The sequence below is a fragment of the Promineifilum sp. (SeqCode) genome, from assembly GCF_041918635.1.
Lineage (GTDB): Bacteria > Chloroflexota > Anaerolineae > Promineifilales > Promineifilaceae > Promineifilum.
In genome coordinates, this window is sequence record NZ_JAYRVJ010000165.1 from 1 (window position 1) to 25,980 (window position 25,980).

Genomic DNA, 25,980 nt, shown 5'->3' on the forward strand with positions numbered 1-25,980 from the left:
AAGTCGGCGTTCTTCGTCCACTGCTGGCCGTCGAACGAGTAGAACTGCTGCCACTTGCCGTTGTCGGCCGAGCGCACGATGCGCATGTACATCGAGGCGGTGGTCGCCGGCTCCGGGGCGGTGTTGTTCTCGGTCTTCTTGACAGTCCCACCCTCGATGGCGGCGGCGAAAACGTTGATCTGGCGGTCGTTGCGCTTGTAGAAGTCGAAGCGGATGAACGTCTGATCATCTTGCTGAACCAGCACACCCTGTATGGCCTGCTTGCCGGTCAGGGCTGAGTCGAACTTTACCTCGATGGTGAAATCGCTGTCGTTCGACGGCTGCATAAGCCGCGGCGCGTTGATGCCGTCCAGCCAGACATTGTGCGCCGTCCCGGCGGGTACGCTGATCTCCAGTTGCCGGCCATTGATGATCGGATCCGGCGCATCACCCAGCGGGTCTATCCACGTCCAGCGGCTGTCCAACTCGCAGGCGCTGAAGTCATCGGAGATGAGGCCAGACGAGGAACTGGTCGAGAACGTCAAGTCCTCTGACTTCACCTCATTGCCCCCCGTGTCGCTGGACGTGATTTGGAAGTGATAAAGCGTCTCCGGCGTTAGACCGGTTAGCATGACCTCATGCGCCGTTACGAACTCTGGTTCCGACACCTGGCCGCCCTCATAGATAATCGGCTCTTCGCCGTAGTCCACCTGGCTGTCGCCCGGTACATCGGTCGTCCACCTGACCACGGCCACCGTGCCGCCGGGCATGACCTGGACGCTGTAGGATGTGATCTCGATCGGCGTGGTGTCAAGGGCGAAAGTCGCCGTGACGGTATAGTTCTTGTCCACGGCGATGACCACCGGGTTGCTGTTGCCCTGGATGTCGCCGCTCCAGCCGACGAAGTCGTAGTCCACCGTCGGGCTGGCCGTCAGCGTCACGATGTCGCCGTACAGGTAGTACGGCTTCACCGGGTCGACGGTCAGCGTGCCCTGCTCCGCCGGTGGGGTGGTCACGGCGACGATGTAGTGCTGCTGGGTGAAGGTCGCCGTCACGGCCACGTCCTCGGTGATGGTCAGCGAGGCTGCCGGCGTCACGCCCTCCAGCGCCCCGCCCCAGCCGGTGAAGGCCCAGCCCGGCGCGGGCGCGGCTGTCAGTTGCACCGTCTGGCCGTAGCCGTAGGTCGTCTGGTCGGGGGTCTTGGTGACCGTCCCGCCCGGCGCGCCGCCCTCACCCTCGCTGATGATCTCAACGGCCAGGTCGTACTGGTCTTGCACCAACCGGGCGATGGCGACCACGTCACCGGTCATCGTCAGGTTCAGCATCGGGTCTGTGCCGCTGACCCCCTCGCCTTCCCAACCGGCGAAGGTCCAGCCCACCTCGGTCGTCACAGTCACCGTTACCGGCTCGCCGTAGAGGTAGGACTCCTTGTCCGGCTCGACCGTGATCGCGCCGCCGGCCCCGACGCCCTCGTTGATAACCAGCGTCTCGACCGTGTACTCGTCCTGATCGAACGTGGCGGTGATGTCCATGTTGCCGGTCACGGGCACGGTCGCTATCAGTTCGGCCCCTTCCCAGTCGCCCGACCAGCCCATGAAGCTCCAGCCCGGCGTGGGCGCGGCGGTCAATTCGATCTCCTCGCCGTAGAGATAGGTGGGCTGGTTGGGGCCTTTCGTCACTGCGCCGCCTGCGCTGCCGCCGTCGCTACCGTCGGCCTTGTGGCTGACGACGTCGACGTTGACCGTGTAGGGCGTGGTGTTGGTGAAGGTCGCTATGACTTCCTTGCTCTCTGTCATCGTCACCAGCGCCGTCGCGTTGGTGTCGGTGATATCGCCGCTCCAGCCGGCGAACGTCCAGTCGGTGGCCGGCGTGGCCGTCAGCGTCACCGCCTCGTTGCAGCCGTAGCGCTCCTTGTTGGGCGCGCGCGTCACCGTACCCTCGCCGACCTGCGTCACGCTGAGGGTGATGGGCGGGTCTTCGTTGGTGATGGGCGCGGCCAGGTTCATGAAGTAGTCAATGGTGTTGGTGTGGGCCGGGTCGTTGCCCGTGTTGCCCACGAACGGGCCGATCTGGTTCGTCACCAGCGTGCGCGTGTGGGACGTGGCGAACGTCCAGTTCACGCCGTCGGTCGAGTACTGGAGGTTCCAGATATCGCCGGCGCGGTTGATGCGCATGTAGCTGGCCCCGGAGAGCGCCACCGGCGTGGTGAAGACCACGGCCGTGTTGTTGCCCTGCCCGTTCACCAAGACCAGGGTGTTGATGCCATTGCCCTCGTTCTGGAAGTTAAAGCGCAGGTAGTTGCTGTTGTCCTGTTGCACCAGCACGCCCATCGACTGGGTCTTCTTCGTCGGGGCGGTCTCGAATTTCACCTCCACGTCGAAGTCCTGGTTGGTGATGTATTGCATCAGCCGTGGCGAGTTGAGGGTGTTCTTCCAGATGTCGTGCCCCACACCGGCCGGCACGGCGATCTGCGCCCCCGTGCCCGTCCAGGTCAGCGGTGAATCGTTCAGCGGATTGATGTAGGACCACACGCCGGAGTTGATGGCACACTGGCTGAAGTCGTCGGAGATGATCTGCCCCGGCGCGCGCTTGGTCTGGAAGGTCAGGTTGGCCGTCAGCGCGGCGTTGCCGTCGTAGTCGGCCGAGCGCAGTTGGAAGTTGTAGGTCGATTCGGCCTGCAAGCCAGTCAGGGCCATCGAGTGTTGCGTCACCAGGTTGCTCTGGCTGACCGAGCCTTTCTCGTAGCCCGTCGTCAGGCCATAGGAGACCTTGCTGTCGGCGGCCTCGTTGGTCGTCCAGGTGATCGTGGCCGACACGTCGGTGCTGACCACGTTGACGTTGCCGATGACCGGCGGCGTCTCGTCCGGCGGCTCCGTCGTGAAGGTGTACAGGTCAGCCCCCGACATGCAGTTGTTCAGCAGGTCGCAGGTGTAGATCGTCACCGGGATCTCCGTGCTGGGCGGCAGCGGCGCGGTGGGCGTATACGTCGCCGTCAGGTTGTTCGACGGCCCGCTGACCTTCGGGAACACCTGCTGGCCGTTGACGCTCATGATGACGCGGTTGCGATCTACCCCCGCGCCCAGGTCACCCAGCTGGATTATGATCGACGAGAAGGTGTCTACATTGACGCTGCCGGGCGCTGGCGAACGGCTGATGACGTAAGGCTTCTCCGTGTCGGGCGTGAACACCTTGTTGCCCCGCAACACGAGCATCGGCCCCGGTTTTTCCACAAAGTGACCGATGCCCTTGCCGGTGTAAGAGTAGATGAGCGTGTTGTTGCCCGGCGTCAGCAGCGTCTTGGACAGGGCGCGCATGCCGAGCGTCCAGTCGTCGCCGCCGCCATCGCGGACGCTGACCGCCTTCGAGCCGTTCCAGGAGAACAGCGGACGCTTCCAGTACATGCCCAGCAGGTAAGCTTCCGAGTAGTTGAGCGGGTTTAGGTCGGCCGGCAGCGGGAAGGTATAGGTTGCCGAGTCCGGGCGCTGGCCAGACATGTGCAGGCCAAAATCGATGAAGTTCGGGATGGTGTAGTAGACAACCGGATAGTTGCGGGCCAGCGTATAGGCCGGCGTCACCCCACCCGCGCCCTCGCGCACGTTGCCGGCGGCATCGACGACGCGGATCTTGAACTTCACGCCCGACTGGTTAATGATGTGCTTCAGGTCCCAGGTCTGCGTCACCTGGTCAGAGTCGACAGGGACCAATTGCGTGCCGATGTGGTTGATCGTGCCGCCGGTTTCAACAGTCTCTCGGCCGCCCACTTGCCAGTTGTTACGCGCGACGTTGTGCCAGTCGATGGTGTCGCCGTCGTTGTCGTCGTCGTAGCCGTCATAGTAGCCGTGAAACTCGACGTACTTGGCGTCCGTGGCGCTGGCCTTGAACGTCAAGGTGTCGAAGTTGACCGGCAGCAATCCGCCCGCGCTCGCCGGCACTACGATGTTGTTGTCCAGCGACGTGATGCTGATCAACTCCCCATCCGGCGGCGTCACGTCCGGGTTGACCCCACCGCCGATGAGCGGGTGGGTGTCATCATAGTAGATGCGGACGGCGATGTCGTGAATGTGGTACAGCCCGTGCTCAGTCCAGAACGTGAACGTGTTCACCCCCTGTTTCAGTGCGCTGAGGGGAATCTCCTCCACCCACGGCGTCCGGCTCCAGTCAGAACCTACGTCCGGGGTATAGACCGTCGGGCTGCCCTCGATACGGAAGCGCGCGCCCGGCGGATCGTAATTGCGCCACAGGTCCAGGTAAAGCTCCGCCCGCAGGGCGCTACCAAAGTTGTCCGGGATGGTGAGCTGCATCGACTTCGGACACTTGTCCAGCTCGCCCGGTTCCACAAACCAGCTGCCGTTGGGAGATTCCGGCGTGCCGTCAGCGTTGCAGTGGCCCGTGAACTGGTCGTGATCCATCCAGTACTCTTTGTACGTGACCTCGCCGCTCGCGTTATAAATACCCGCTTCCACCGTCTGCGTCCGGCCCAAGCCGATCGTCAGCCCAGCCAACAGAACCAATACCGCTACAGTAATGCGCTTCATCTTCGTCCTCGTCGTCTAGACCTGGGTCAGACCTGACAGGTTCTGTTGAACCTGTCAGGTCTATGCCAGGCCTCTGTTGCCACGATGTCCCACTTCCGATACTCTGGCTGGGTCGTCTCTGGCTATTTCCTACACGTGCTCCCCTCTAAATCACTCATGACTGACCATTAACCACTATCTGCGTACGCTCGGCAGGTAAATCTTGAAGCTGCCGGCCCCTCTGGTGAAGACCGCCGTGATCTGGTGGTTCTTCGAGACGGTCAACTGTTGCGTCGGCGCTGTGCCGGTCAGGTCGCCCCCCCAACCGGCGAACGTCCAGCCGGCGGCCGGCAGGGCCGTCACCGTGACGATCTCGTTGCACGTATAAGTGGCCTTGGCCGGGTTCAGCGTCACCGCGCCCTCGCCCTGCTTCTGCACCGTGATGGTGTATGAGCCAGCCGGGTCGCCGTCCTCCGGCACAATCGGCGCGGCGCTGTTGAAGAAGTAGTCCACGATGGCCGTGTGCTGCGGCGCCGGCCGGGCGGGCGGCGTGCCGTGGTTGGCCGCGAAGACGCCCGTCTTGGTGACGCCGAGCGCGAAGGTGAAGCTTCCGCCGGCCGTCCAGTTCGCGCCGTCGTTGGAATGGGCGAAACTCCACAGGTTACCGACCCGCGTGATGCGCAGGTGGGACGGCGTGTTGGGCAGGCTAATGCCCGTGATGACCGCCTTCGGGTCACCGTTCAGGAAACGCGCCGCGAACAGCCGCACACTGTTGCCGTCGTGGTGTACCTCGAACCGGAGGAAGTTGTTGGCGTCCTGCTCCACAAGAATGCCCTGCATCTGGTAGCGCTGCGTCACCACCGATTCGAACTTGGCAATGATCTCGAAGTCGGTGTTCTGGGTCGGTTGCATGACCCGCACCGATAGATTGCCATTTTCCCAGATGTTGTGCGACGTATTGGCCGGCACAGTCAGGAGCAGTTGCGTCCCATTTAGCCGCTGCGTACCCACCCCCAGCGGATTGACGAACGTCCACAGGTTGGTGTTGAGCGCACAGGCGTTGAAGTCGTCGGACACGGGCGAGGCAGTGTTAGCCGGGACGAAGTTGGCGATGATGTTCTTAGTCCGGTCCATGACGACAACCGCCGGGTTATCTCCTCCGGTCAGATCGCCTGCCCAACCGGCGAAGATGTAGCCCGGATTGGGCTGCGGCGTCAGCCGGGCCACCTCGCCATAGCCGAACTTGTTCTTCTTGGGGACGACGTTCACCACTCCCCCGGCATTGGCCGTCACGTTCAGCCTGATGTCCTCCGCCAACGGCGCAAAGACGCCGCCCACGGTCACATTCTCGGTGATATCGAAGACGATCGGATTCTGCGTCCCGGAGAAATCACCCGTCCAGTTCGTCAGCCCATAGCCGACCGCGCCCACGGCGCGAAGCTCCACCCGCTCGCCATAGGCATAGGCCGCCTTATTGGGTGTCACCACGATGTGGCCGTTGTCCGGGTCCTGAACGGTCATGGTGTAGGTGTCGGTCGTGATCGGCGTCACGGTCACATTACCAAAGCTGACCATCGCCTGATGGGCAACCAGCAAGACCGACCCGGAAGCCGGTTCGCCCTGATTGCCGGACGAGGTCATATACCACTCCGGCGGCTCCGGCTGGCCCACTTCCCAGAACTTGAAGCGATACGTCGCCGGCTCGCCCGCCAGCGTGCTCGACTGCACGCTCATCTTGAAGATGTAGGGCGTGTTCAGAGTGATGGTCTTGTCCGACTTGGGTTCGATCAGGTCTTTGCCGCCGTTGCCGAGCAACTCGAAAGCGGCCTTGCCGTTGGGGTTCCAGCGATACCAGGCCAGCCCTCCGAAGCGCCGCCAGCCAGCTAGCGGCTGCGTCCCTGTCTGGTTGTCGTAGTGTCCCCGCCAGTGCACCATGATGCCCACACCCGCGCCGTTGCTGGGCGGCCCCCACTCGGCCGTGTTCAACGACTTAACCGTGACCGGCACGGTGACTTCGTAATCGCCCCAGGCGATGTCGCCGATGGCGACCAGGCGGTCGTAGCCGGGCGCGACCGTCTCCAGACGCCCGCCCACCGCTTGCCACTTGCCATCGACCGGCTGCATCCACGACTCAGCCGGCGGGCTGTTCCAATCGGTGGTGTAGGGCAACGGCCACGGGTTGCCGGCGTCATAGTTGACGGTGACCGTCTTCGTCGCCTGCGTCGTCCCGTCGCTGGCTTTGATGATGACGGTGTTGGCCCCATCGTTCAGGTCGGTAAAGCGTAACTCGATGTTAAAGTCCCCGGTGTTGTAAAGCCGCTCGCGCTCTACACTGCCGCCGATGGACAGCGTCTTGTCCGGGCCGCCGTTGAGCGAGTATTTGAGCGACGTGACTGGCAGCGGCCCACCCACCGCGCCCAGGATGTTGATCCACTCCTGGGGCGTACCGCGCTGGCCGAAGTTCTGCGTCGTGCCATACCATACGTCAATGGTCGGCGTGTCCACGGCCGCCGGTTCCGCTTGTGTCGGGGCCGCATAACTGATGATCGGATGAGGATACGTCGCGCCGCCTTCCAGCGGCGAAATCTCCGAAGCCAATAGCGCCGGGTCCAACGGCGCGCTCTCGCCGGCCGGTTCCACTTGTTCGGCCCAATCGGCATATAGAAATGTCGGGGATACCAGCAGTAAAAGGAATACTGCCAGCGGGAACAAGATGCTCCGAGCTTGTTTCATGTGGCCCTTACTCCTTTGATTCTTTTCACGGTATAGCGTCACACTTACAGCTTTGCTTACGTGCGATCGCGTTCGCGCCATTTTCACGCGACATTTGCGCCTCTGTAGGGCGCGATGCCGCGTGGCGCTCTCCGGTTGGTTTCCCTCCCGACCAGTCGAAGCGCCAATCAGTTATGAAGGAAGGATGCTCAGTGAAGCCGAGAGTTTTCGCGTCCGGCCCATCCCCGATGGAAGATCTATTTGCTCGCGCGCGGCTGGCCCGGCAGCAGCCGGGGCCAACGCCGGTCGATCCCTAGCGCTTTGATAAACAATTCGTACAGTTCCAGCACCAGCGCCCGCTGGAGCAGCACCACAGCCCCCAGGTAGACCAGCGCGCCAATGACCGTCAGGCTGATCACCGCGGTGACATTTTCGCCGCCGGTCAACTGGATGACCGGCCCCCAGACCATGGCCACGGCCAGCGACATCAATCCGCCGGCCAGCAGGAAAGGTAGCGCCTGGAAGAGCGTCTTGCGGGCTGTCCCGGAGAGGATGCGCTCGACCTGGTAAACGTTGAAGCTCATGGCGACGAGGTGAGCGATCCACACGCCGATGGCCGCGCCGACGATGCCGTACGGGCCGATGAGGAGCAGGACGGCCGGAATCATCGTCCCCAACAGGACGATGGAGGCCGTGACGTTATTCTTTGGCTTGCCGACAGCCAGGAAGAGCGGCGAGGCGTTGGTGGAAATCGGCCGGGTCATGCCGTAGAGGCAGAACACCTGCCACACCGGAACCATCGGTAGCCACTTCTCGCCCAGCATGACCGGGATCAGCATGGGCGCGATCACCAATAGACCCAACGAGACGGGGATCAGGAGCAGGAAGACCAGGCTGGTGCTCTTCAGGTAGGCCCGCTTCAACCGGGCGGGGTCGTCCTGCATCTTGGCGTAAGACGGGAAGAGCACCTGGCCGAACAGAGCGTTGCCCAGCATATCGCCCAGGCGGGTAGTCACGTCAAACGCCTTACTGTAATAGCCGACGGCTGTCTTGCCGAGGGTGCGGCCGACAAGCCAAGTGTCCCACTGCGAACCGAAGTACTTGAGCAGGCCGCTGCCCATCGTCGGTGCGCCGTAGCGGACGAGACCGTTGACGATCTCGCCGTCCCAACGATGGGGGCGAAGCCAGATCCATGGGCGGTAGAACCACCACACCAGCGCCACGCGCAACAGCTTGCCGAGCAGCGTACCGATGACCAGGCTCCAGACCCCTAACCCCATGACAGCCAAGGGGATAGCGATCAGGCCGCCGGCCAGTTCGCCGGGAACCTGGGACAGCGCCAGTTGCTTGAACCGCAGCTCGCGCCGTAGCAGCCCATCGGGGATCACCAATAGGCCGTCGATGGTGATCAGCACCGACATCCAGGCCAGGATGGGAGCCAACTCGGCGCTGCCGCCGACCAACTGCGACAAGGGCTGGGCGAACAGGACAACCAAGCCGGTCACGCCCATGCTGCCCAGCATAACGATGACGAAAGCGAAGAAAGCGACCTTGTTCACGTCCTGGCGCGTCTGGACGACGGCCTGACGCATGCCCATATCAGTAAAGAGATTAGCGGTGTTGAACAGGATCATCGCCAGCGCGATGAGTCCGAAGTCCCGTGGATTGAGGAGCCGCAGGAGGATAATGTCGATAATGATCGAGAAGGGGCGCATACCGACCAGAATGCCGGCCATGAACATGCTACCCCTCGCGGTCTTGATTCTCAGGTTACTCAAATCTCTTTACCTCAATACGCGCCGAGCTTTCTCTGGCGCGCGGCTCCACTATATTGGAAACGCGATGCCGCGTTAGTTATTTCTACGCAGCCGCTCATAGAGCGTCAGGTATTGCGCCGCTACCCGATCCCAGGTCAGCCCCTCACGCATCGTCCCGGCGGCCATACGGGCGCAATTCAGGAATTCCGGCTCGCAGATGAAGCGCAGCATGGCCGCGGCGATGCTCTCGGCCGTGTTCTGCACCAGCAGGCCGTTGACGCCGTCGGTGACGAACTCGCGGTTGGGCGCGAAGTCAGTGGCGATGATGGGCATGCCCAGAGCGCGATACTCTAGAATCTTCAGCGTGGGGTGATATTGCCAGTCGGCCGGCAGTTCCGGCACGTAGGCCAGGGCCACGTCGTGGGTCAGCACCGCCTCCGGTACTTGCTCATACGGGATGGGCGGGCGGATGGCCACCCGGTCTTCCAGCCCCAGCCGTCGGATCGTCTCGGCATAGAAGCCATCGGAGGCGTCGTAGCCCATGAAAGTGATATGGAAGTGCTCCGTCTGCCGGCGCGCGAGCACGGCCGCCTCCAGGATGCGCTCCAGTTGGCGGCGGCGGGTCAGGCGGCCGATGTAGATGAAATCGACGGCGCGATGGGGCGCTATGGCCCGGCGATCCCTGGCGGCCAGGAATTGCGGGTCAACGCCCATCGGCACGACGGTCGCCCGCCGCGCCCACCCCTCGCCCAACACCTGGCGCGCCCCGGCGGCGTGCAGGAAGGTCGTCTGCTCAAAGATGAAGCGCGAGTAGAGCGCGCGCGACCGGTTCTGGAGCGTCGCCTTTAGCCGGCCGAAGACGCCCTCGCCGTGCTGCTCGTTGATCTGGCGCACGTCGAGGATGAAGTGGCTGCGGCGGGGCATGCCCAGCGGCAGGAAGCGGAACAGGTCGAAGGCGTTGACCTGGACAATGTCGGGGCGGGTCTGGCGAACGAAGCCGCGCACGCGCCGGAAGAGGGCGACCTTGCCCAGCCGCCGGGCCAGCGGACGCGGCAGCCGCGAGGGGCCGCCCGCCTTCTGCGTCGCGACGACACCCTGGCCGTCTTGCCATTGCACGTCGCCGGCCTCGTTGGGCGTACCGACCCAGACAGTATGCCCCAGATCGCGTAACTCGGCGGCAAACTTGTCGTAGTCGGGTGTGGGTTGGCTGGAGTAAAACTGCGCCAGCAGGATGTGCATTGCTCTACCGATCCCTCATATCGCGGTCAGGAGCGCCCATTTTGTCGCACCCCTGCCAGATATAGAGGTTAACCCGGCGAGATTACAGACCATCTTACGGACTCTTCGCGCCCACTGCCTGCGTACAGGTGGGTTTGTAAGGAATTTACAGAATAGAGCGGCATATTGGGCGAGGAATGGTAGGGGCGCACCTGCGTGTGCGCCCTAAGGCTAAGTGTGCGCCCTGGGGCAGACACGCAGGTCTGCCCCTACTCCTCGTATCCCTGCGGATGCGCCACGTGCCACCGCCACGCCGTCTCGACCATCTCGCGCAGCGTGGCATAGCGCGGCCGCCAGCCCAGTTCGCGGGTGATGGCCTCGTTGCCGGCCACCAGCAGGGCCGGATCGCCGGGCCGGCGCGGCCCCATGACGGTCGGGATGGGGTGGCCGGTCACCTCGCGCGCCGTCTCGATGACCTCGCGCACGCTGTAGCCGCGGCCCGTGCCCAGGTTGTACTTGCGGCTGCCGCCATCCAGTGAGTGAAGGGCCAGGATGTGGGCCTCGGCCAGATCGACAACGTGGATGTAGTCGCGGATGCAGGTTCCGTCCGGCGTGTCGTAGTCGTCGCCGAAGATGGTGATGTGCTCGCGCTGGCCCAGAGCCACCTGGAGTACCAGCGGGATCAGGTGCGTCTCGGGGTGGTGGTCTTCGCCGCGCGTCTCGGTCGCGCCGCAGGCGTTGAAGTAGCGCAGGCAGGCATGGCGCAGGCCGCAGGCCCGGTCAAGCCAGTAGAGCTCGCGCTCCAGGATGTGCTTGGACTCGCCATAGGGGCTGCCGGGGACAATGCGCTCAGTGGCCTCGATGGGGATGCGCTCCGGGTCGTCAAACAGGTTGGCCGTGGAGGACAGGATGAAGCGGCCGACGCCATGGCGCACGGCGCTCTCCATCAGGTTCAGGCCGTTGACCACGTTGTCGCGCAGATAGAGGAACGGCTTCTGCCACGACTCGCCCACCAGCGTGTGCGAGGCGAAGTGCATGATGCCGTCCGGCTGGTGGCGGGCGATGGTCTCGTCGATGGCCGCCGCGTCGGCCAGGTCGCCCTGAACGAAGACAGCGTCGGGGTGTACGGCGGCGCGATGGCCCTGATAGAGATTGTCGAAGACGACCACCGACGCCCCATGCGCGATCAGCCGCTCCACGGTCACGCTGCCAATGTAACCGGCCCCGCCGGTGACGAGAACTTTCATGTCGATGTTCCTTTCAGATAAGAGGAAGAATCCGCAGATTTCGCAGATTACGCAGATTTCAGACAAAAATCTGCGTAATCTGCGGATTCTTTTTAAACGTCGCGCAGGAGGAGGTTTTGGCCCAGCCGCCGGCGGTTCTTGAGCATCCAGTAGCCCATGTACAGGTAACAGGCGACGCGATCTTGCAGGCCGACCGGCGAGCGCTCGATGGAGCGTATGTGCTCGCGCAACAACCGCCACTGCGGGAAGGTGATCTTACCCGCCCGCCGCGCATCATACCACGCTTGTTGCGCGTGGGCCGACTTGTTGCCGCCCCACGATTGGGCCTCATGGAAGCGATAGAAGAAGAGATGCTCCGGCACCTCGTAGAACTTGCCGAGGAGGCTCATCTCGCTCAACAGCGGCCGGTCGGAGCCGGCGTACTTGCCGATTAACCGCGTATGGCCGAGCGTCTCGCGCCGCATCAAGCCAAAGACGGCCACCACCGGGTGCGGATCGAGCACGTACTCGTAGAAGCGCACCCGCGGCTCCGGGGCGTTGAAGTGGTGCTTACCGGGATAGATTTTGACCACCTTGCCCTTGTCATCGATGGCCTTGGCCTGGGTGTAGGCCAGCACCACGTGCGGGTCGCGATCCAGCACCTCGACGCAGCGCTCCAGGAAAGTGGGCGCGCACAGATCGTCGTGGGCCGCCCACTTGAAGTATTCGCCCCGCGCCAGCTCGAAACACAGGTTGTAATTGGCCGGCGCGCCGATATTCGTCTCGTTGCGGTGGTAGCGAATACGGGGGTCGCGGGTGGCATAGTCGTGGCAGATGGCCTCTGTCCCGTCCGTCGAGGCGTTGTCGCAGATGATCAATTCGAAATCGGTGTAGGACTGGGCCAGCAGCGACTCCAGCGTCTCGACGATGAAGTTCTGGCCGTTATAGACCGGCATACCGATGCTGACTCTCGGGTGGTCAGTCATACGTCTCTCCACAAGATCGACTCATTAGGCTGCAAAGCAGGTAGTTGGTTGGTCGAGCGTCGTCTTCAATGGGCCGGCTGCACGGCCGGGGTCTGGGTCGGGGCGGCCGGCGTCGCGCCCGCGGCCCGCAGCGACGCCTCGTTCTGTTGGTCGAGTTGGGCCAGCAAGTCGGCGCAGAGCCGATCCACTTCCGGGCTTAGCTTCGACACGCGCCCCTTGCCCACCGACTGCGGGTGTACGTCGCGCGTGATGTGGTCGCCGGGATAGGCGCGGTCAATGAAGTTGTAAACACGTCGCATAACACCGGCCGGGTTGGTAGCCAGGTCCTCATAGCGGCAGAGCAGGACGTTGGGGTCACGGTCGAGCTTCAGGTCGAAGTAGAGACGGCAGCGGGCCCACCAGAACAAGGCGGCGGCGTCGTAGGGGTTCATGTCGTCGCGCACGAAGCGGCGCAACGTCTCGCGCGTCTCGGTCGAACTGTTTTGCGAGCGCCAGTTGTTCGGGTCATTCTCCAGGAAGGGCTGCAAGTCCTTGAGGCCGTTGTCCATGCCAAACGCCTTCAGGTTCGACGAGGCCACGTCCTGGTAGTGGCGGTACTGCCACAGCGCCTTGGAGCCGGGGAAGGTCGCCAGCAGTTCGTGCACCCGCTGCGACTCGACCAGCGGCTTGAGGACGACCACAGGCGCGCTGGCGCGGCCGATCCGGGCCTTCACTTCCGGCAGCGGGTTGAGCCGCACGTGTTCCAGCACGTCGCCTGAGGTCAGTTCGCTCGACTCGCGGTAAATCTTCACATCGAAATCGCGCTCGAAGACCCAATACATCAGACTGGTTCCAGCGCGCTGGATGCCGAGGATGAACAGGATCGTCTGGTCGCCCGGCCGGCCGGCGCGCCTCAGCTTGTTCAGCTGTTGCACCGCGCTCTTGTAGAGGCGGAAGAGTCCAAACGAGATGTTCCGGCGGTTGAAGTCGGAAGGTTTCAGGTTATACATCGCTATTCCGGAACGGCCTCAGTGAGTATAGTCGCGTCGCCAGCCGTCGAGGCGCTCGCCCAGCAACTCCTCTACCGTGCGAACGTCGTCCTCCAGCAGCCGCCACAGAGCGGCCTTCGTCTCGGCCGAGAAGTGGGGCTTCTCTTCGATGGTGTTCGACAGCAGGCGGTGGCGGATGGGCTGGCGGATGGACGCCGGCACAACGCCCCGCATCTTCTGGAAAACGCCGCTGTGGGTGAAGTTGCGCAGCGCCTCCGACCGCAGGTAGGGCTGGCCGACCGACTGGTGTTGCGGCGTAGTGTCCGTCTCGTCGAACGGGGCCGGATCGATGCCCAGGAAGCCGGCGATGCGGTGGAGCGTGGTGATCTGGTCGGCCGTGTACTGCTCAAAGATCAGCAGCAAGACGTTCTCCGGCCCGAATAGCTCCAGATAAGGGCGAATCTGTACGCCATAGCGGCTGCGATTGACATAGGCCGGGTCGGCGAAGACGGCGACCTCCGGCGGGCGGGCGTCGATCTCGCGCACCCGGTTGTGGGTGTAATGGGAGATGACGCGCTCGACGGGGTGACGCATGACGTAGATGAGCTTCAGCGCCGGGTTGTAGTCGTAGAGCCGCTTGTGGGTATCCAGGAACTCCGGGTAAAAGGTGTAGAAGGTTGACGCCTCGCCCAGCAGTTGGCCCGGCCGCGGCGTGTAGAGGGCATGATAGGCGTCTAGCCCCTCGCGCCACGCTTCCGTCTTATGGAAGTAGCCCGGCTCTTTGTCCCGGCAGAAGCAAATCTGAGGGTGGGCGGCCAGTTGGGCGGCCATGCTGGTCGTGCCGCACTTCTGCGCCCCTATCATCATGAAGTCCACACGCATGGCGTCCTCTTCAGTAACTATGAATTAGGAATCAGGAATTATGAACCCCTTGTGGTCTGGCTCTTAACTCTCAACTCCTAACTCTCAACTTCTTACCGTGCTTCCGATTCGTAGTACGCGTAGCTGCCGTTCGGCTCCACGCGGTTGACGACCACTTCCATCGACTTGACGTTGACGTTCGACAACTGCTGGCGCACGGCCTGCACGTCGCCGCGGCGCGTCTGCGCCTGGGCCACGACCAGGATGACGTTGTCCACCGAGGGGGCCAGCACGGCCGCGTCGGCCACCGACAGCAGCGCCGGCGTGTCGAGCACAATGAAGTCGAACATCGTCTTCAGGTGCTCGATCAGTTCGAGCATGCGCTGCGAGCCAAGCAATTCCGTCGGGTTGGGCGGCAGCGGGCCGCTGGTGATAACCCGCACACGCGTGAAGGCGGTGTCGAGGATGGCCTCCTCCACAGCCAGGTCGCCGGCCAAAATGTTCGTCAGGCCCCGCTTGTTGGGCACGTCAAACAGCTTGTGCACCGTCGGCAAGCGCAGGTCGCAATCGACGATGACCACTTCGCGCCCGCTCTGGGCCACGGTCACGGCCAGGTTGCCCGAGACCGTTGACTTGCCCTCGCCACGTTTGGCGCTGGTCAGCAGGACGACCTGCGCCCCGCTGCCGCTGGAGGCCAGAATGTTGGTGCGCAGCCGGCGGAACGACTCTAGCTGCGGATAGTGGCCGCTGCCGATGCGGGCAATGCTCAACTCATCCTTGGAGGCTGGAACCTGTCCGACGGTCGCCATCTGCGTGGCGCCCTCAATCTGTTCGGTTGTGTAGAGCGTGGTGTCCAGGTTCTCCCGCAGGAAGGCCAGCGCCACGCCGACCACCAGACCGGACGCCAGACCCAGGGCCAGGTTGACCAGGGGACGCGGCTTGGCCGGGCGGTTAGGGGCCGTGGCCTCTTCAATGACGGAGATGGAGTTGGCTCGGAGAGTCTCTTCCAGACGCGCCGCCTCGTACTGGGTTAGCAGGGAAGCGTGGGTGCGCTCGCGCACCTCGAGGGACTGGCTGGCGGCCGTCACCGCGCCGGGGTTCTCCTCCTGATTTTGTACCGCGGCGTCGTAATCGGCGCGCGCCTGATTCAGCTCTTCTTCAGCCGCCGCCAGCTGCTCGCCCAGGATCTCCTGCGCGCTCTGGCCCGCGCCGCCGCTGTAGAACTCCAGGTTCTGGTCTATCAGCACTTGTGCCGCGGCGTTGGCGATGTCACGGGCGTCCTCTGGCTCAGTCGCTTCGGCCGTGATGCGGAGCAGCTCGGTGCCGGGAATGGACTGGACGGAGATGATGGGCAGCTGTTCCAGTCCCAACTCGTCCCGAATCTGCCGGCGGACGGTGGAACTGGTGATGATGCGCGCATAAGTGTTGACCAACCGCTCGGTGTAGTTGATGTCAGGCCGGGCGTCGGTCAGCGAGCCGCCGCCGACAGTCAGCACGCGCACCGTGGTCGAGGCCGCGTACTGCGGCGTCGAGAAGAAGGTGACCGCCGCGGCGATAGCGACGCCTAGCAGCGTACTCAACAGGACGATCCACTTGCGCCGTCCCAAAACCGACAGATATGTTCTTAGCTCCATGTCTACGTGTGCTCCTACGACTTTCCACTCCAGACCTGGCAGGTGTTGGGCGTTGGCGGCCAACGCCCGACACCTGTCAGGTCTCACTCTCAGCGTAGCAAGGGTTGATTACGAACAACCTTGCGGGCAGCCCGCCGGGCCGCTCGTCCCAAGTCACCCCTTACCACGCGCTCATTTCCCCTCAACGGCCCGTCGCTGGGCGGCCGGCCGGCCGCGCCGGGCAGCGATTAGCTCCTCGTACAGTTCCTCATAGCGGGCGATGAGGGCCGGCCAGCGGTACTGCTCGCCGACGCGCTGGTGCGCCCGCGCGGCCAGGGCCGCCATCTCGTCCGGGTGCGCCAGCGCCCAGGCCATCTTGTCCCGCAGGTCGGCCACGTCGGCCGACCGGAAGAACAACGCCTGCTCCGGCAACACCTCCCGGTTCTCCGGGATGTCGCTGGCGATGAGCGGCGTCTTCAGCGCCGACACCTCCAGCAAGGTGATCGCCATGGCCTCATACGTCGTCGGAAAGACGAATAGCTGTGACAAGTATATCAGACCGAACAAGAGATCTTTGGACGAGATGAAGCCGGCGAAGCGCACGCGGTCGTCGGCCAGCGCCCGCAGTTGCGCGGCGTATTCGGGCACGTGGCTGGTGTCGCCGACGACGAGCAGCTTGACGTCCGCGTCCATCTGCCGCAGCGCCTCCAGCACGAAGTGGCAGCCCTTGCGCGGCACGACGCGCCCGGCGGTGAAGATGAGATAGCGCCCCGGCTCCAGTCCATGCTGCGCCAGCAGTTCGCGCGCCGCGTCCACGTCAGGCCGCAACTCGTCAATGCCGTTGGGCAGGTACTCGACGGGTCGCCGGTAGTGCGCCTCCAGGTAGAGCTTATCCGGCTTGGAGACGCTGGTGCGGGCGCTGGTCAGGTGCATGAAAGGCAGCTCGGTCAGCCGTAGCAGCGGCTTCAGCCGCCCCCACTTGCTCAGTTCGGCCGGCTCTTTGCTCAGCAGACCGTGAGCCGTGGCGATGACCTTGTAGCGCAGGCGCAAGATGGGCAGGATGAAGCACGTTTCGACACTGTGGACGTTGACCAGGTCGTAGTCGCCGAAGAAGAGGGCGTGCAACGCGCTGAACAGAAAGAGCGATACGGCGTTCAGCCCCTTGCCCGGCAGGGTGGGGATGCGCACCAGTCGCACGCCGGGTATCTCCGTCTCCGGCGAGGTCAGGGCGCGGTTGACGTAGACCACCGGCTCGAAGCGGTCGTGGTCGCAGCGGGTGACGATCTTCTCGACCACCGTGTCCACGCCCTGGTTGGCGGGCAGGGCCTTGATTCCGATGTAGGCGATCTTCTTTTTCATAGTCTGTCTCTCGGCGGGGTCAACGCGCGATCTGAGCGGCGGGGCGGGGAGAGACTGCTGTCCGCCCCACAAGCTGTTCGTAAACGGTCATTGTCTGGTCGTAGTGGGCGGCCGGGCCGTTCAGGCGCTCGACCTGTTCGCGGCCGTTGCGCCCCATCTGGACGGCCAGGTCGCGCCGGTTGAGCAGGTGGTCGATCTTCTCGGCCAACTGGCCGGCGTCGCCTGGCTCGAACAGCAAGCCGTTCCAGCCGTCGCGCACCTGCTCGGGAATGCCGCCGATGGCCGCGCCGATGACGGGCGTGCCGCAGGCCAGCGATTCGATGACCGTCATGGAGTAGTTCTCGTACCACTCCGACGGCTGGACGGTGAACGCGGCCCGCTGCATCGTCCGGGTCAGCTCCTCGGCCCCCAAATGGCCGAGGAACTTCACGTTGCTCAGGCCGTGAGTGGCGACGAAGGCCCGCAGTTCCGGCTCCAGTTCGCCCGCGCCGGCCACGCGCAACTCAGCCGCCGGCCCCAGGCGGCGCACCGCTTCCAGCAGGGTCAAGATGCCCTTCGTTTGCACCAGCCGGCCGACGAAGATGAAGTAGTTCTCCGGCTCGTAGTGCGGCTGGAAGCGGTCGGGGTTGATGAAGTTGGGGATGGTCACGATGCGCTGGCGCACGCCGTGCTCGCGCACCTTGTGGGCCAGGAAGTCGCTGGGGGAGATGAACAGGTCGATGTTCGGCCCGTAGAGCCGGAACAGCTCGTGGAAGTACATCTCCGCCCCGGCCAGGATGCTGGCCATGCGCGAGTCGCGTTTGCAGCGGTGGAGGGCGATGTTGTAATAGCGGTGGCCCCGGCAGCGCTCGCACACGCTCTCCTGCGAGATAAAGGTCGTGTTGGGGCAGACGATCTTGTAGTCGTGGAGCGTCTGCACCACGGGCAAACTGGCCCGCTTGAGGGCGGGCAGGATGGAGGTGGACATCTCGTGGATGAAGCCGTGGATGTGCACCAGGTCGGGCCGGGTGTCGGCGACGATCCGCTCGATCTTGCGCCGCGCCTCGCGGGAGTAGAGGATGCGCTCGGTCACGTCGATCTTGGGTCGCAGCCCCGGCTTCGCCAGTTCCGTCGGAAAGTCCATGTGGCTGACGAAGTAATCGTCGTAGGCCGACGGCGCGTTCTGCGGGTGCTGCATGGCGAATGGGACGACCTCGTGCCCGTTCGCCTCCAGCAGCGCCGACAAGTCCAGGAAACAGCGCTCCGCGCCGCCCCGGACGTAGTTGAAGCTGTTGACCATTAAGATCTTCATGGTGTCGTTCTGAACGAAATGCGGGGGAGCAGGGGGCGGGGGTGCGGGGGAGAACCCACCAGCCACCTGGTCACCTACTGACCCACTGGCTTACTGTCCTACTGACTACTACTCACTAACTTCTTCCACCTGCCGATTGCGGTACAAATCCGGGTCAACCACCTCAGCCATAGCGCGCACATCCAGATCGCGGCCCAGGAAGCGGCCGATGCGGTCGATCTCCGCGAGGGGGTCGGCCATCACGTCACTGTAGTGCGTGTACAGGACTTCGATGTTAGGCTGTTGCCCGAGCCATTGTTCGATCTGCTGCACGTGCCGCTCGAAGAGCGCCGCTACCTGCGCGTCGTCCATCTTGTCCGGGTCTTCGCCGCGGTGGACGAGCATCTTGCGCTGCGAGGCCAATATCTCCGACATGTGGCGGCGCTGGAAGATGACCTGGTAGCGATAGTCGGACGGCAGGTGCTTGAGAAGGGCTGAAATGACTTTGACGACCTTGCCCTCGGCCTGCGGCAGCCAGGCGGTGTCGCCCTTGTCCAGTTGCTTGACCCGCTCGAACTCGTAATACCCCTTGGGGTTGTCCTTGTCCGCCGTGCGCAGCTTGTCCGTCAGCGGCGGGATGCCACCCGCCTCCAGCATCTTCATCATCATCGACGTGCCGGAGCGTGGCAGACCGGACACGACGACGATGGGCGCGGGCGGGGGAGGAGTTGGCGCGGTAGCGCCGTTTGGCACGGCGATGCCGCGCAGTTTGCCGAATAGTTTCTTCATGGGATAGCGCTCACTCGACGTAGCCCAGCTTGCGGAGGTGTTCGGCCAGGCCGGCCATTTCGACATCGCTCAATTCGTCGGTCATGGAGACAGCGGCCGTCGCGGCCTGATCCAGATGGCTCTCGATGAGCGCCCGCAGTTCGGCCGCCTTGCGGGGCAGCGATGCCGCCAGATTCTTCGTCTCGCGCGGATCGGCCGTCAGGTCGTAGAGTTCTTCGGGAACCTTGGGGTTGTTGGCGTCGTAGGCGTACTTATAGCCATCGTAGCGTACGCCGTAGAAAGTAGATGGCTCGCGGGAATTCTGGCACGTCTCGATGAAGGCCGGCTCCTCGACCAGCGTCTCGCCGTGCATGAAGGGGGTCAGGCTGCGGCCATCGGCCGTGTGGGGCGTCTCGTCCGCCAGGCCGGCCAGGTCGAGGATGGTCGGCATGATGTCGATCTGCCGCGCCTGCTCGGAGATAAGCCGGCCGGCCGGCACCGGCCCGCCGGCCACCACCAGCGGCACGCGCACCAGCGAATCGTAGACGTGGTAGCCGTGGCCGGTCACACTAGCCAGTGGGCTATCGAGCACGCCCGCGCGGTAGAGCAGGCGCGCCGTGGAGAACCAGCCCGCGCGCAGCGAGGCCACTGCCTTGCGCCGCGTCCGCACCCAGGCGCTGCTGGCCTTGCCCTGGCTGCCCTTGGAGAGGGATTTCTTGAAGAACTCCACCTGGTTTTCCAGGTTGTTTTCCGGGATCTTCTCACCGTGATCGCCGGTCACCAGCACAATCGTGTTGTCCAGGTCGATGGCCTTCAGCAGCTCGCGCAGGCGGGCGTCGTAGCTGGAGATGGCCCGGTCGTACTCGGTGCGGCCGAACTCCGGCTTATTGTACGCTGGCGAGACCTGGCGCGGCCGGTGGACGCCCCACAGGTGCAGGTAGGTGAACCACGGCTCGCGGAACTCGCCATTGGCGAAGCGCCGGATAAGCCCGTCGCCCCACTCGCCCAGCATGGGCGACTTGACCCCATCGCGGAACTCGTACTGATCGAAGCCGCGATCCAGCCGGTAGAACTGGCTCAGTGGGCCTGTCGCCTCGGCATAGGTGTGGTAACCGTTGACCCGCAGAAGCTCCGCCAGCAAGGGCACGCTGTCGGACACGCGCGCGCCCACCATGGCCCGTACGCCGTGGTGGGCCGGGTACATGCCGCTGAACATCGTCGTCATGCACGGGATGGTCATCGAGTTGGCCGTGATGAGATGCGTGAAGAGCGTCCCGCGCTCGGCCAGCGCGTGCAGGCCCGGCGTCTGCGCCGTGCGGTCGTCGTCGAACGTTCGATCTGCCCGCAGGCAGTCGATGACGATCAACAGGATATTAGGCCTTTGAGAAGGCATTCAACTCTCCTCCGCTCATTTGAGATAGAAAGCTCCCGGCCACTCCGTGTGTCGGATGGCAGTATTGGATCTCTACGAGAGCATCGTAGCGTATGCGGCTTACGATAAACCTGACGAGAGGAGTAAACAGCCGGCAACGCGAAGCGCCGGCAACGCGACAAATCGGATGATCAGACGCGTCGGGCGACGCGCCGCGCCGAAGAGTAAAGCTGGCGAAAGATGTAGCCGAGCGATACCCAATAGAGCACCATCATGACCCCGGCGATCCAAGCCTTATGGTACCATATCCAGACCGGCCACGACAGGGTGAAGAGGAGCAAGCCGAAGGCCAGCGTCGCCTGATAGGGATCAGAGGTAGCCCGGGCGAAGCGGATTAGCTTTAGAGAGATCCATAGGTTAAAGAGCAGGAAGACGCCCAAACCGAGCAGGCCATGTTCCTGAATCCAGGCCCCCAATGTGGTGCTGCCCACTCCGCCATAGATATCTTGTTCCAACCCCAGACCGCTCACGCCCAGCGCCGAGCTTTCGGTGCGCGTGCCCAGGCCGAAGCCAAAGAGCGTCGTCGTCGGGTCGCGCCGAATCTGCTGCCAACTGTAAGTGACCGCCAGGCCGCGGCCCAGGTTATAAAGCCCGTCAATATCGCCCTGACCATCGGTGAAGAGGTAGCGCTCCATTGTCTCCGGCTGCAAATACTCCTGTAGCGGCCGCAAACCGCGGCTGTTAACGAGATAGGAGTTGTAGACCGTGATAAATGCAACGGCGGCCAAGGCGAAGATGAACATGGACAGGAACAGCTGCCGGAATTGCCCGCCCCGCACCAGGTGGATGACCAGGGTAACGCCAACCAGCCAGCCGACGGCGAACAGGTAAAACTTGGTCCCGTTCAGCATACTGCCGACGAAACCGAGCAGCAGGATAAGGAACAGTGTCTTCCATTCCTGCGTCGCCAACCAGTGGCCCAATCCCAGGCAAACGATAAAGAACGTCATCATGGAGTATTGCATGACGCCCTTCCAGCCAAGCGTGCCGGCCAAGCTATCGCCCACCGGCATACCCATCGCCAACTGCACCAACTGGACACCGAGTTCAAAGAGTAACAGACCGATGCAGAACCTCAGAAGCCAGCGGGCGAAGTCCTTCGGCCAGTCTTGCACCAAGTAGGCGAAGATGCCAAGGATCGGGTACTTGAACAGCCGCCACCAGCCCCAAGTCGTCGCGGCCAGGCCCTGGCCCTCGAGCGTGGCCACCAGGCCCCAGATGAAGGTAATCCCCAGCATGACCAGCACCGCGCCGGGAGTTCGGTCCTCCTTCAGCATATACATGAAGGTGATGAGTACGGCAATGACCGGCGCCAGTTCACGCAGGCCGTCGACGGCGCGGGGCAAGCCGACCGGCCAGAGCAGAAACGGCACAAACAACTCGGCCAGAAAAACCAGGGCCAGCAGCCGGAACCAACCCTGACGCATCCACTCCGAGCGCGTCCGCGCCCCCTTTTCAACAGCTGACGGTGTCGCGCCGCGGGTGGATGTGCCGCTGTGGTAAGTATCTTGCCGTGCCATAAGTACCTGACCGTTCACCGGAGGGGCAGTTGTCGCGACTGCCCCTCTCCAAGTATCACAGTTTCTATAGTAGCAAACTGTCTAGCCCGCGGCCATCGCCATTGCCGGACTCTCACCCAGGCCATGAGCATCGACAAATTCGCGGATAGCTTCGACGACGAAGGCCACCTTGGCGTCGTCCAGTTCCGGATACATCGGCAGCGAGACAATGGTGTCGGCGTAGGCTTCGGTCACGGGGAAGTCGCCCCGGCTATAGCCCAACTCGCTGTAGGCCGGCTGGAGGTGGATCGGAATCGGATAGTGCAGGCCGGAGGCGATGCCCTTCGACTTGAGATGATCCATCAGCGCCTCGCGGTTGGCGACGCGGATGACGTACAGGTGGAAGATGTGCTCGGCGTAGCCGGCCGTCGGCGGCGTCACCACCGGCAGATCGGCCAGCAGTTCGCTGTAGGTGGCGGCGGCCCGGCGGCGGCTGGCGTTCCACTCGTCCAGGTGGGGCAGCTTCACCTTGAGCACAGCGGCCTGCATCGTGTCCAGGCGGTTGTTGAAGCCCTTCACCTCGTGGTAGTACTTCACCTTCTGGCCGATGTTGCGCAACAAGCGAATCTTCTCGGCGATTTCGGCGCTGTGGGTCGTCACCGCGCCGCCGTCGCCATAGGCCCCCAGGTTCTTGCCGGGGTAGAAGCTGAAGCCGGCGGCGTCGGCCAGACTGCCGGCGCGGCGGCCCTTGTAGCGCGCCCCGGCGGCCTGGGCGGCGTCCTCAAAGACGTACAGGCCGCGCTTGCGCGCGATGGCGACGATGGCGTCCATGTCGGCCGTCTGGCCGTAGAGGTGCACCGGCATGATGGCCTTGGTGCGCGGGGTGATGGCCGCCTCGATCTTGGTTACGTCGATGTTGTACGTCTCCGGGTCGCAATCGACCAGGATGGGCGTCGCCCCGGCGTTGGAGATAGCCAGCGTCGTGGCGATGAAAGTATTGGCGGGGGCAATGACCTCATCGCCGGGGCCGATGTCGTAGGCCCGCACGATCAACTCCAGCGCCGAATAGCCGGAATCGACGCCCACGCAATAGGGGACGCCGCAATACTCGGCAAAGGCGCGCTCGAACTCGGTCACGGCCCCGCCGAGGACGAAGTCGCCGCGCTGCATCACTGCCAACACAGCCGCGTCCATCTCCGGCTTCAGGCTCTGATATTGTGTCTGTAGATCGACAAAGGGAATGTTCATATCACTTCATCCTTGTTTGGTTCGTAGTCGAGCGATTTATCGCCAGGCGATTTATCGCCGTCTTCAGAGCGCCGCCTAAGCAGCATCTCTGGTCGTTCGCAATTCGTAATTCGCCGCCCGGCCCGGCCGTCGGGCGCGCCACCCCGCTTCGAGCGCCCCGAACAGTTTACGGGCCGACGCGGCCCACGTCCATTCGTCAGCCGCCCGGTACGCTTCCTCGCCCAGCTCCGGCAGCCGGTCGCGGGCGGCCCACGCCTGGCGCAGCGCGCCGAGCAGTTCCGCCTCGGTGGCGTCGGCCGCCCAGAAGGCATAGCCCCCTGCCCCGACCACGTCGGTGTGGCAGCGGTTACTCGTCGCTACCACGGGCAGACCGGCGGCCATGTACTCGAACAGCTTCAGCGGGCTAGACGCCTCGTACTTCACGTCGTCGGGCGAGGGCAGGGATGTGACGCCGATGTGGGCCTCCCCCAGCATGGCCGGAATCTGCTCGTAGGGAATGGGCCGGGCCACGCGCACCCGCCCGCCCGTCTCGGCCGCGCCCGCCTCCAGCGCCGGCCGCAGCGGCCCGTCGCCGTAGAGCGTCAGGGCGAAGGCCATGCCCTCATCGTTGGCCCGCCGCACCGCGCGCACCAGCGGCAGCAGGTTGCGCTGTTCCAGAAAGATGCCGGCGTAGACCAGGCGCAACGGCTCGCCCGCGGCCGGCCACTGCCGGGCGGCGCGCGCCGCGGCGAACGGCTCCGGGTTCACGCCCGACGGCCAGACGCCCCACAGTTGCGCCGGCGGGACGCCCACCAGTTCGGCCAGCCGGGGGGTGATGGCCGTCTGTCCGTCGGCCAGGCGGGTCGCCAGCCGGTAGGTGAAGCGCTCCAGGGCGTTGCGCAGGCGGGCCTTCAGCGTCTTGTTGCCGAAGTCCAGCAGGTCGCGTGAGTCCATCACCAGCAGCGGACGCCGCCGCCAGAGGCGCAGCGGGAAGAGCCAGATGGCCGAGATGGGGTGGAAAAGCACAAAGTCATACTCTGATAGGCGCGGCCACAGGTAGCGCAGCAGGCGCAGGTGGAACAGCGCGCGGCCGATGAAGTAGGTCTCCGGCCGCGGGATGTTCAGCACCTCGATGCCGCGATAGTTGGCCGGCCCGGCCCGGCCGGCGGCCAGCAGCGTCACGTCCATACCCAACCGCCGCAACTCGCGCGTCGTGTCCAGCCACGTCACGGAATCGAGCTTCCACGGCGTGAGGGGCGACACCCAGGCCAGGCGCAGGCGCGGCGCGTTGTTGTCGGTCGTTGGCGTCATGACGGTAAAGAAATTAGGAATTAGGAATTAAGAATTAGGAATCGGGTTCTTGGTTGGGCTACTGCATTCCTAATTCCCAATTCTTAATTGCTCAGAATTGAAAGTAGATGAACGGGTTCGTGTTCGTCGGCGCGAAGACGTAGATGAGCAGCAACACAGCCGACATGGCGAACGCCGCCTTGAAGCTGTAGGGTGAATCGAAGAACACCAACTCCTTCGCCCCGGCGCGGTCGCGGTAGATGCCGATGAGGTGGCCGGCCACCATGAGCAGGGCCGCCACGAAGAACCAGTGGTAGTACCAGGCCACGCCGGCCGAGTTGATGAACAGCATCTTGCTGTACATGGCCAGCATCGTCGCCGTGTCCGGGGCGCGGAAGAGCACCCAGACGGCGCAGACGAACAGGAAGGTCGCGGCCCAGGCCAGGAACCGGCCGACGGGCGTCGCCTTGACCTTCACGACACTCCCCCAATAGCGGTTGACCGCCAGCGCGCCGCCGTGGACGCCGCCCCAGATGACGAAGTTCCAACTCGCGCCATGCCACAGGCCGCCCAGCAGCATCGTGATCATCAGGTTGACGTAGGTGCGCCGGTCGCCCTTGCGGTTGCCGCCCAGCGGGATGTAGAGATAGTCCCGCAGCCAGGTGGACAGGGAGATGTGCCAGCGCTGCCAGAACTCCGTGACGCTGGTGGCGATGTAGGGCATGTGGAAGTTGCGGTTCAGGTGGAAGCCCAACATCCGCGCGATGCCGATAGCCATGTCGGAGTAGCCGGAGAAGTCGCAGTAGATCTGGATGGCGTAGGCGAAGACGGCCAGCCAGACCGTCGGCCCGGAGTAATAGTTCGGGTCGGCGAAGACCTGGTTCACGAAGGGGGCCACGCTGTCGGCCAGGATGAGCTTCTTGAATAGGCCGACGGTGAAGATCTGCGCCCCGGCCCAGACGTTGTGGCCGCGGATACCGATGGGCTTCTTCAGTTGAGGCAAGTAATCGGCCGGGCGCACGATGGGGCCGGCCACCAGCCGCGGGAAGAAGGCCACAAACAGGGCGTAGTCGGCCAAGCTCTCGGCCGGCTTCGTCTTGCCGCGGAAGATGTCGATGACGTAGCTGATCGACTCGAACGTGAAGAACGAGATGCCGACCGGCAGGATGATGCTCACCGTCTCCAGGTGGAAGCCCATCGGCGACAGGACGTACTCGGCCGACTCGATAAAGAAGTTGAAGTACTTGAAGAACGCCAGTACGCCCAGGTTGAAGACCAGCGAGGCGATCAGGATCGACTTC

General features: G+C 63.8%; 17 protein-coding genes. All 17 read right to left on the minus strand.

Annotation, left to right across the window (positions count from 1 at the left end):
* The coding region (locus ACE3UY_RS05555) for a DUF1349 domain-containing protein (RefSeq protein ID WP_374686557.1) at positions 1-4,514 on the minus strand (4,514 nt) is incomplete at its 3' end.
* 174 nt (positions 4,515-4,688) lie between these two features.
* On the minus strand, positions 4,689-7,226 hold the full coding sequence (locus ACE3UY_RS05560; protein ID WP_374686558.1) for a hypothetical protein: 2,538 nt from the start codon (positions 7,224-7,226) through the stop codon (positions 4,689-4,691).
* Positions 7,227-7,462: 236 nt separating this feature from the next.
* On the minus strand, positions 7,463-8,941 hold the full coding sequence (locus ACE3UY_RS05565; protein WP_374686559.1) for a lipopolysaccharide biosynthesis protein: 1,479 nt from the start codon (positions 8,939-8,941) through the stop codon (positions 7,463-7,465).
* A gap of 114 nt (positions 8,942-9,055) precedes the next feature.
* On the minus strand, positions 9,056-10,201 hold the full coding sequence (locus tag ACE3UY_RS05570; RefSeq protein ID WP_374686560.1) for a glycosyltransferase family 4 protein: 1,146 nt from the start codon (positions 10,199-10,201) through the stop codon (positions 9,056-9,058).
* Positions 10,202-10,449: 248 nt separating this feature from the next.
* Complete coding sequence (gene galE, locus ACE3UY_RS05575) at positions 10,450-11,427, minus strand: UDP-glucose 4-epimerase GalE (protein ID WP_374686561.1); 978 nt, start codon at positions 11,425-11,427, stop codon at positions 10,450-10,452.
* Positions 11,428-11,519: 92 nt separating this feature from the next.
* Positions 11,520-12,392 (minus strand): glycosyltransferase family 2 protein, encoded by an 873-nt coding sequence (locus ACE3UY_RS05580; protein WP_374686562.1) that lies wholly within the window; start codon positions 12,390-12,392, stop codon positions 11,520-11,522.
* Positions 12,393-12,457: 65 nt separating this feature from the next.
* Positions 12,458-13,381, minus strand: a complete 924-nt coding sequence (locus ACE3UY_RS05585; RefSeq protein ID WP_374686563.1) for a sulfotransferase domain-containing protein — start codon at positions 13,379-13,381, stop codon at positions 12,458-12,460.
* An 18-nt stretch (positions 13,382-13,399) separates the two neighbouring features.
* Complete coding sequence (locus ACE3UY_RS05590) at positions 13,400-14,242, minus strand: sulfotransferase (RefSeq protein WP_374686564.1); 843 nt, start codon at positions 14,240-14,242, stop codon at positions 13,400-13,402.
* A gap of 92 nt (positions 14,243-14,334) precedes the next feature.
* Positions 14,335-15,855, minus strand: coding sequence for a polysaccharide biosynthesis tyrosine autokinase (locus ACE3UY_RS05595; RefSeq protein WP_374686565.1), 1,521 nt, complete (start codon positions 15,853-15,855; stop codon positions 14,335-14,337).
* A gap of 171 nt (positions 15,856-16,026) precedes the next feature.
* Entirely contained in the window at positions 16,027-17,193 is a 1,167-nt protein-coding gene (locus ACE3UY_RS05600; protein ID WP_374686566.1) for a glycosyltransferase family 4 protein, read from the minus strand.
* Between the two features lie 19 nt (positions 17,194-17,212).
* Positions 17,213-18,484, minus strand: a complete 1,272-nt coding sequence (locus ACE3UY_RS05605) for a glycosyltransferase family 4 protein (RefSeq protein ID WP_374686567.1) — start codon at positions 18,482-18,484, stop codon at positions 17,213-17,215.
* A 108-nt stretch (positions 18,485-18,592) separates the two neighbouring features.
* Complete coding sequence (locus tag ACE3UY_RS05610) at positions 18,593-19,252, minus strand: sulfotransferase (RefSeq protein ID WP_374686568.1); 660 nt, start codon at positions 19,250-19,252, stop codon at positions 18,593-18,595.
* Positions 19,253-19,262: 10 nt separating this feature from the next.
* Positions 19,263-20,624 (minus strand): sulfatase, encoded by a 1,362-nt coding sequence (locus ACE3UY_RS05615; protein ID WP_374686569.1) that lies wholly within the window; start codon positions 20,622-20,624, stop codon positions 19,263-19,265.
* Positions 20,625-20,794: 170 nt separating this feature from the next.
* Positions 20,795-22,183 carry a hypothetical protein gene (locus ACE3UY_RS05620; RefSeq protein WP_374686570.1) on the minus strand — a complete coding sequence of 463 codons (1,389 nt, stop codon included), beginning with the start codon at positions 22,181-22,183 and terminating at the stop codon, positions 20,795-20,797.
* An 81-nt stretch (positions 22,184-22,264) separates the two neighbouring features.
* Positions 22,265-23,410: a DegT/DnrJ/EryC1/StrS family aminotransferase gene (locus tag ACE3UY_RS05625; protein ID WP_374686571.1), complete on the minus strand. Its 1,146-nt coding sequence runs from the start codon at positions 23,408-23,410 to the stop codon at positions 22,265-22,267.
* Between the two features lie 75 nt (positions 23,411-23,485).
* The gene (locus ACE3UY_RS05630) at positions 23,486-24,700 is read right to left on the minus strand and encodes a glycosyltransferase (RefSeq protein ID WP_374686572.1); all 1,215 of its coding nucleotides are present in this window, start codon (positions 24,698-24,700) and stop codon (positions 23,486-23,488) included.
* Positions 24,701-24,791: 91 nt separating this feature from the next.
* Positions 24,792-25,980: MBOAT family protein (locus tag ACE3UY_RS05635; protein ID WP_374686573.1), on the minus strand; the 1,189-nt coding region annotated here is incomplete at its 5' end.

Bases quoted from the DNA above. Each gene is read 5' to 3' on its own strand.
- ACE3UY_RS05565 (WP_374686559.1), bottom strand. From the start codon at position 8,941: ATGGCCGGCATTCTGGTCGGTATGCGCCCCTTCTCGATCATTATCGAC.
- ACE3UY_RS05580 (WP_374686562.1), bottom strand. From the start codon at position 12,392: ATGACTGACCACCCGAGAGTCAGCATCGGTATGCCGGTCTATAACGGC.
- ACE3UY_RS05625 (WP_374686571.1), bottom strand. From the start codon at position 23,410: ATGAACATTCCCTTTGTCGATCTACAGACACAATATCAGAGCCTGAAG.
- ACE3UY_RS05560 (WP_374686558.1), bottom strand. From the start codon at position 7,226: ATGAAACAAGCTCGGAGCATCTTGTTCCCGCTGGCAGTATTCCTTTTA.
- ACE3UY_RS05605 (WP_374686567.1), bottom strand. From the start codon at position 18,484: ATGAAGATCTTAATGGTCAACAGCTTCAACTACGTCCGGGGCGGCGCG.
- ACE3UY_RS05585 (WP_374686563.1), bottom strand. From the start codon at position 13,381: ATGTATAACCTGAAACCTTCCGACTTCAACCGCCGGAACATCTCGTTT.
- ACE3UY_RS05595 (WP_374686565.1), bottom strand. From the start codon at position 15,855: ATGGAGCTAAGAACATATCTGTCGGTTTTGGGACGGCGCAAGTGGATC.
- ACE3UY_RS05610 (WP_374686568.1), bottom strand. From the start codon at position 19,252: ATGAAGAAACTATTCGGCAAACTGCGCGGCATCGCCGTGCCAAACGGC.
- ACE3UY_RS05590 (WP_374686564.1), bottom strand. From the start codon at position 14,242: ATGCGTGTGGACTTCATGATGATAGGGGCGCAGAAGTGCGGCACGACC.
- ACE3UY_RS05570 (WP_374686560.1), bottom strand. From the start codon at position 10,201: ATGCACATCCTGCTGGCGCAGTTTTACTCCAGCCAACCCACACCCGAC.
- galE (WP_374686561.1), bottom strand. From the start codon at position 11,427: ATGAAAGTTCTCGTCACCGGCGGGGCCGGTTACATTGGCAGCGTGACC.
- ACE3UY_RS05630 (WP_374686572.1), bottom strand. From the start codon at position 24,700: ATGACGCCAACGACCGACAACAACGCGCCGCGCCTGCGCCTGGCCTGG.
- ACE3UY_RS05600 (WP_374686566.1), bottom strand. From the start codon at position 17,193: ATGAAAAAGAAGATCGCCTACATCGGAATCAAGGCCCTGCCCGCCAAC.
- ACE3UY_RS05620 (WP_374686570.1), bottom strand. From the start codon at position 22,183: ATGGCACGGCAAGATACTTACCACAGCGGCACATCCACCCGCGGCGCG.
- ACE3UY_RS05615 (WP_374686569.1), bottom strand. From the start codon at position 20,624: ATGCCTTCTCAAAGGCCTAATATCCTGTTGATCGTCATCGACTGCCTG.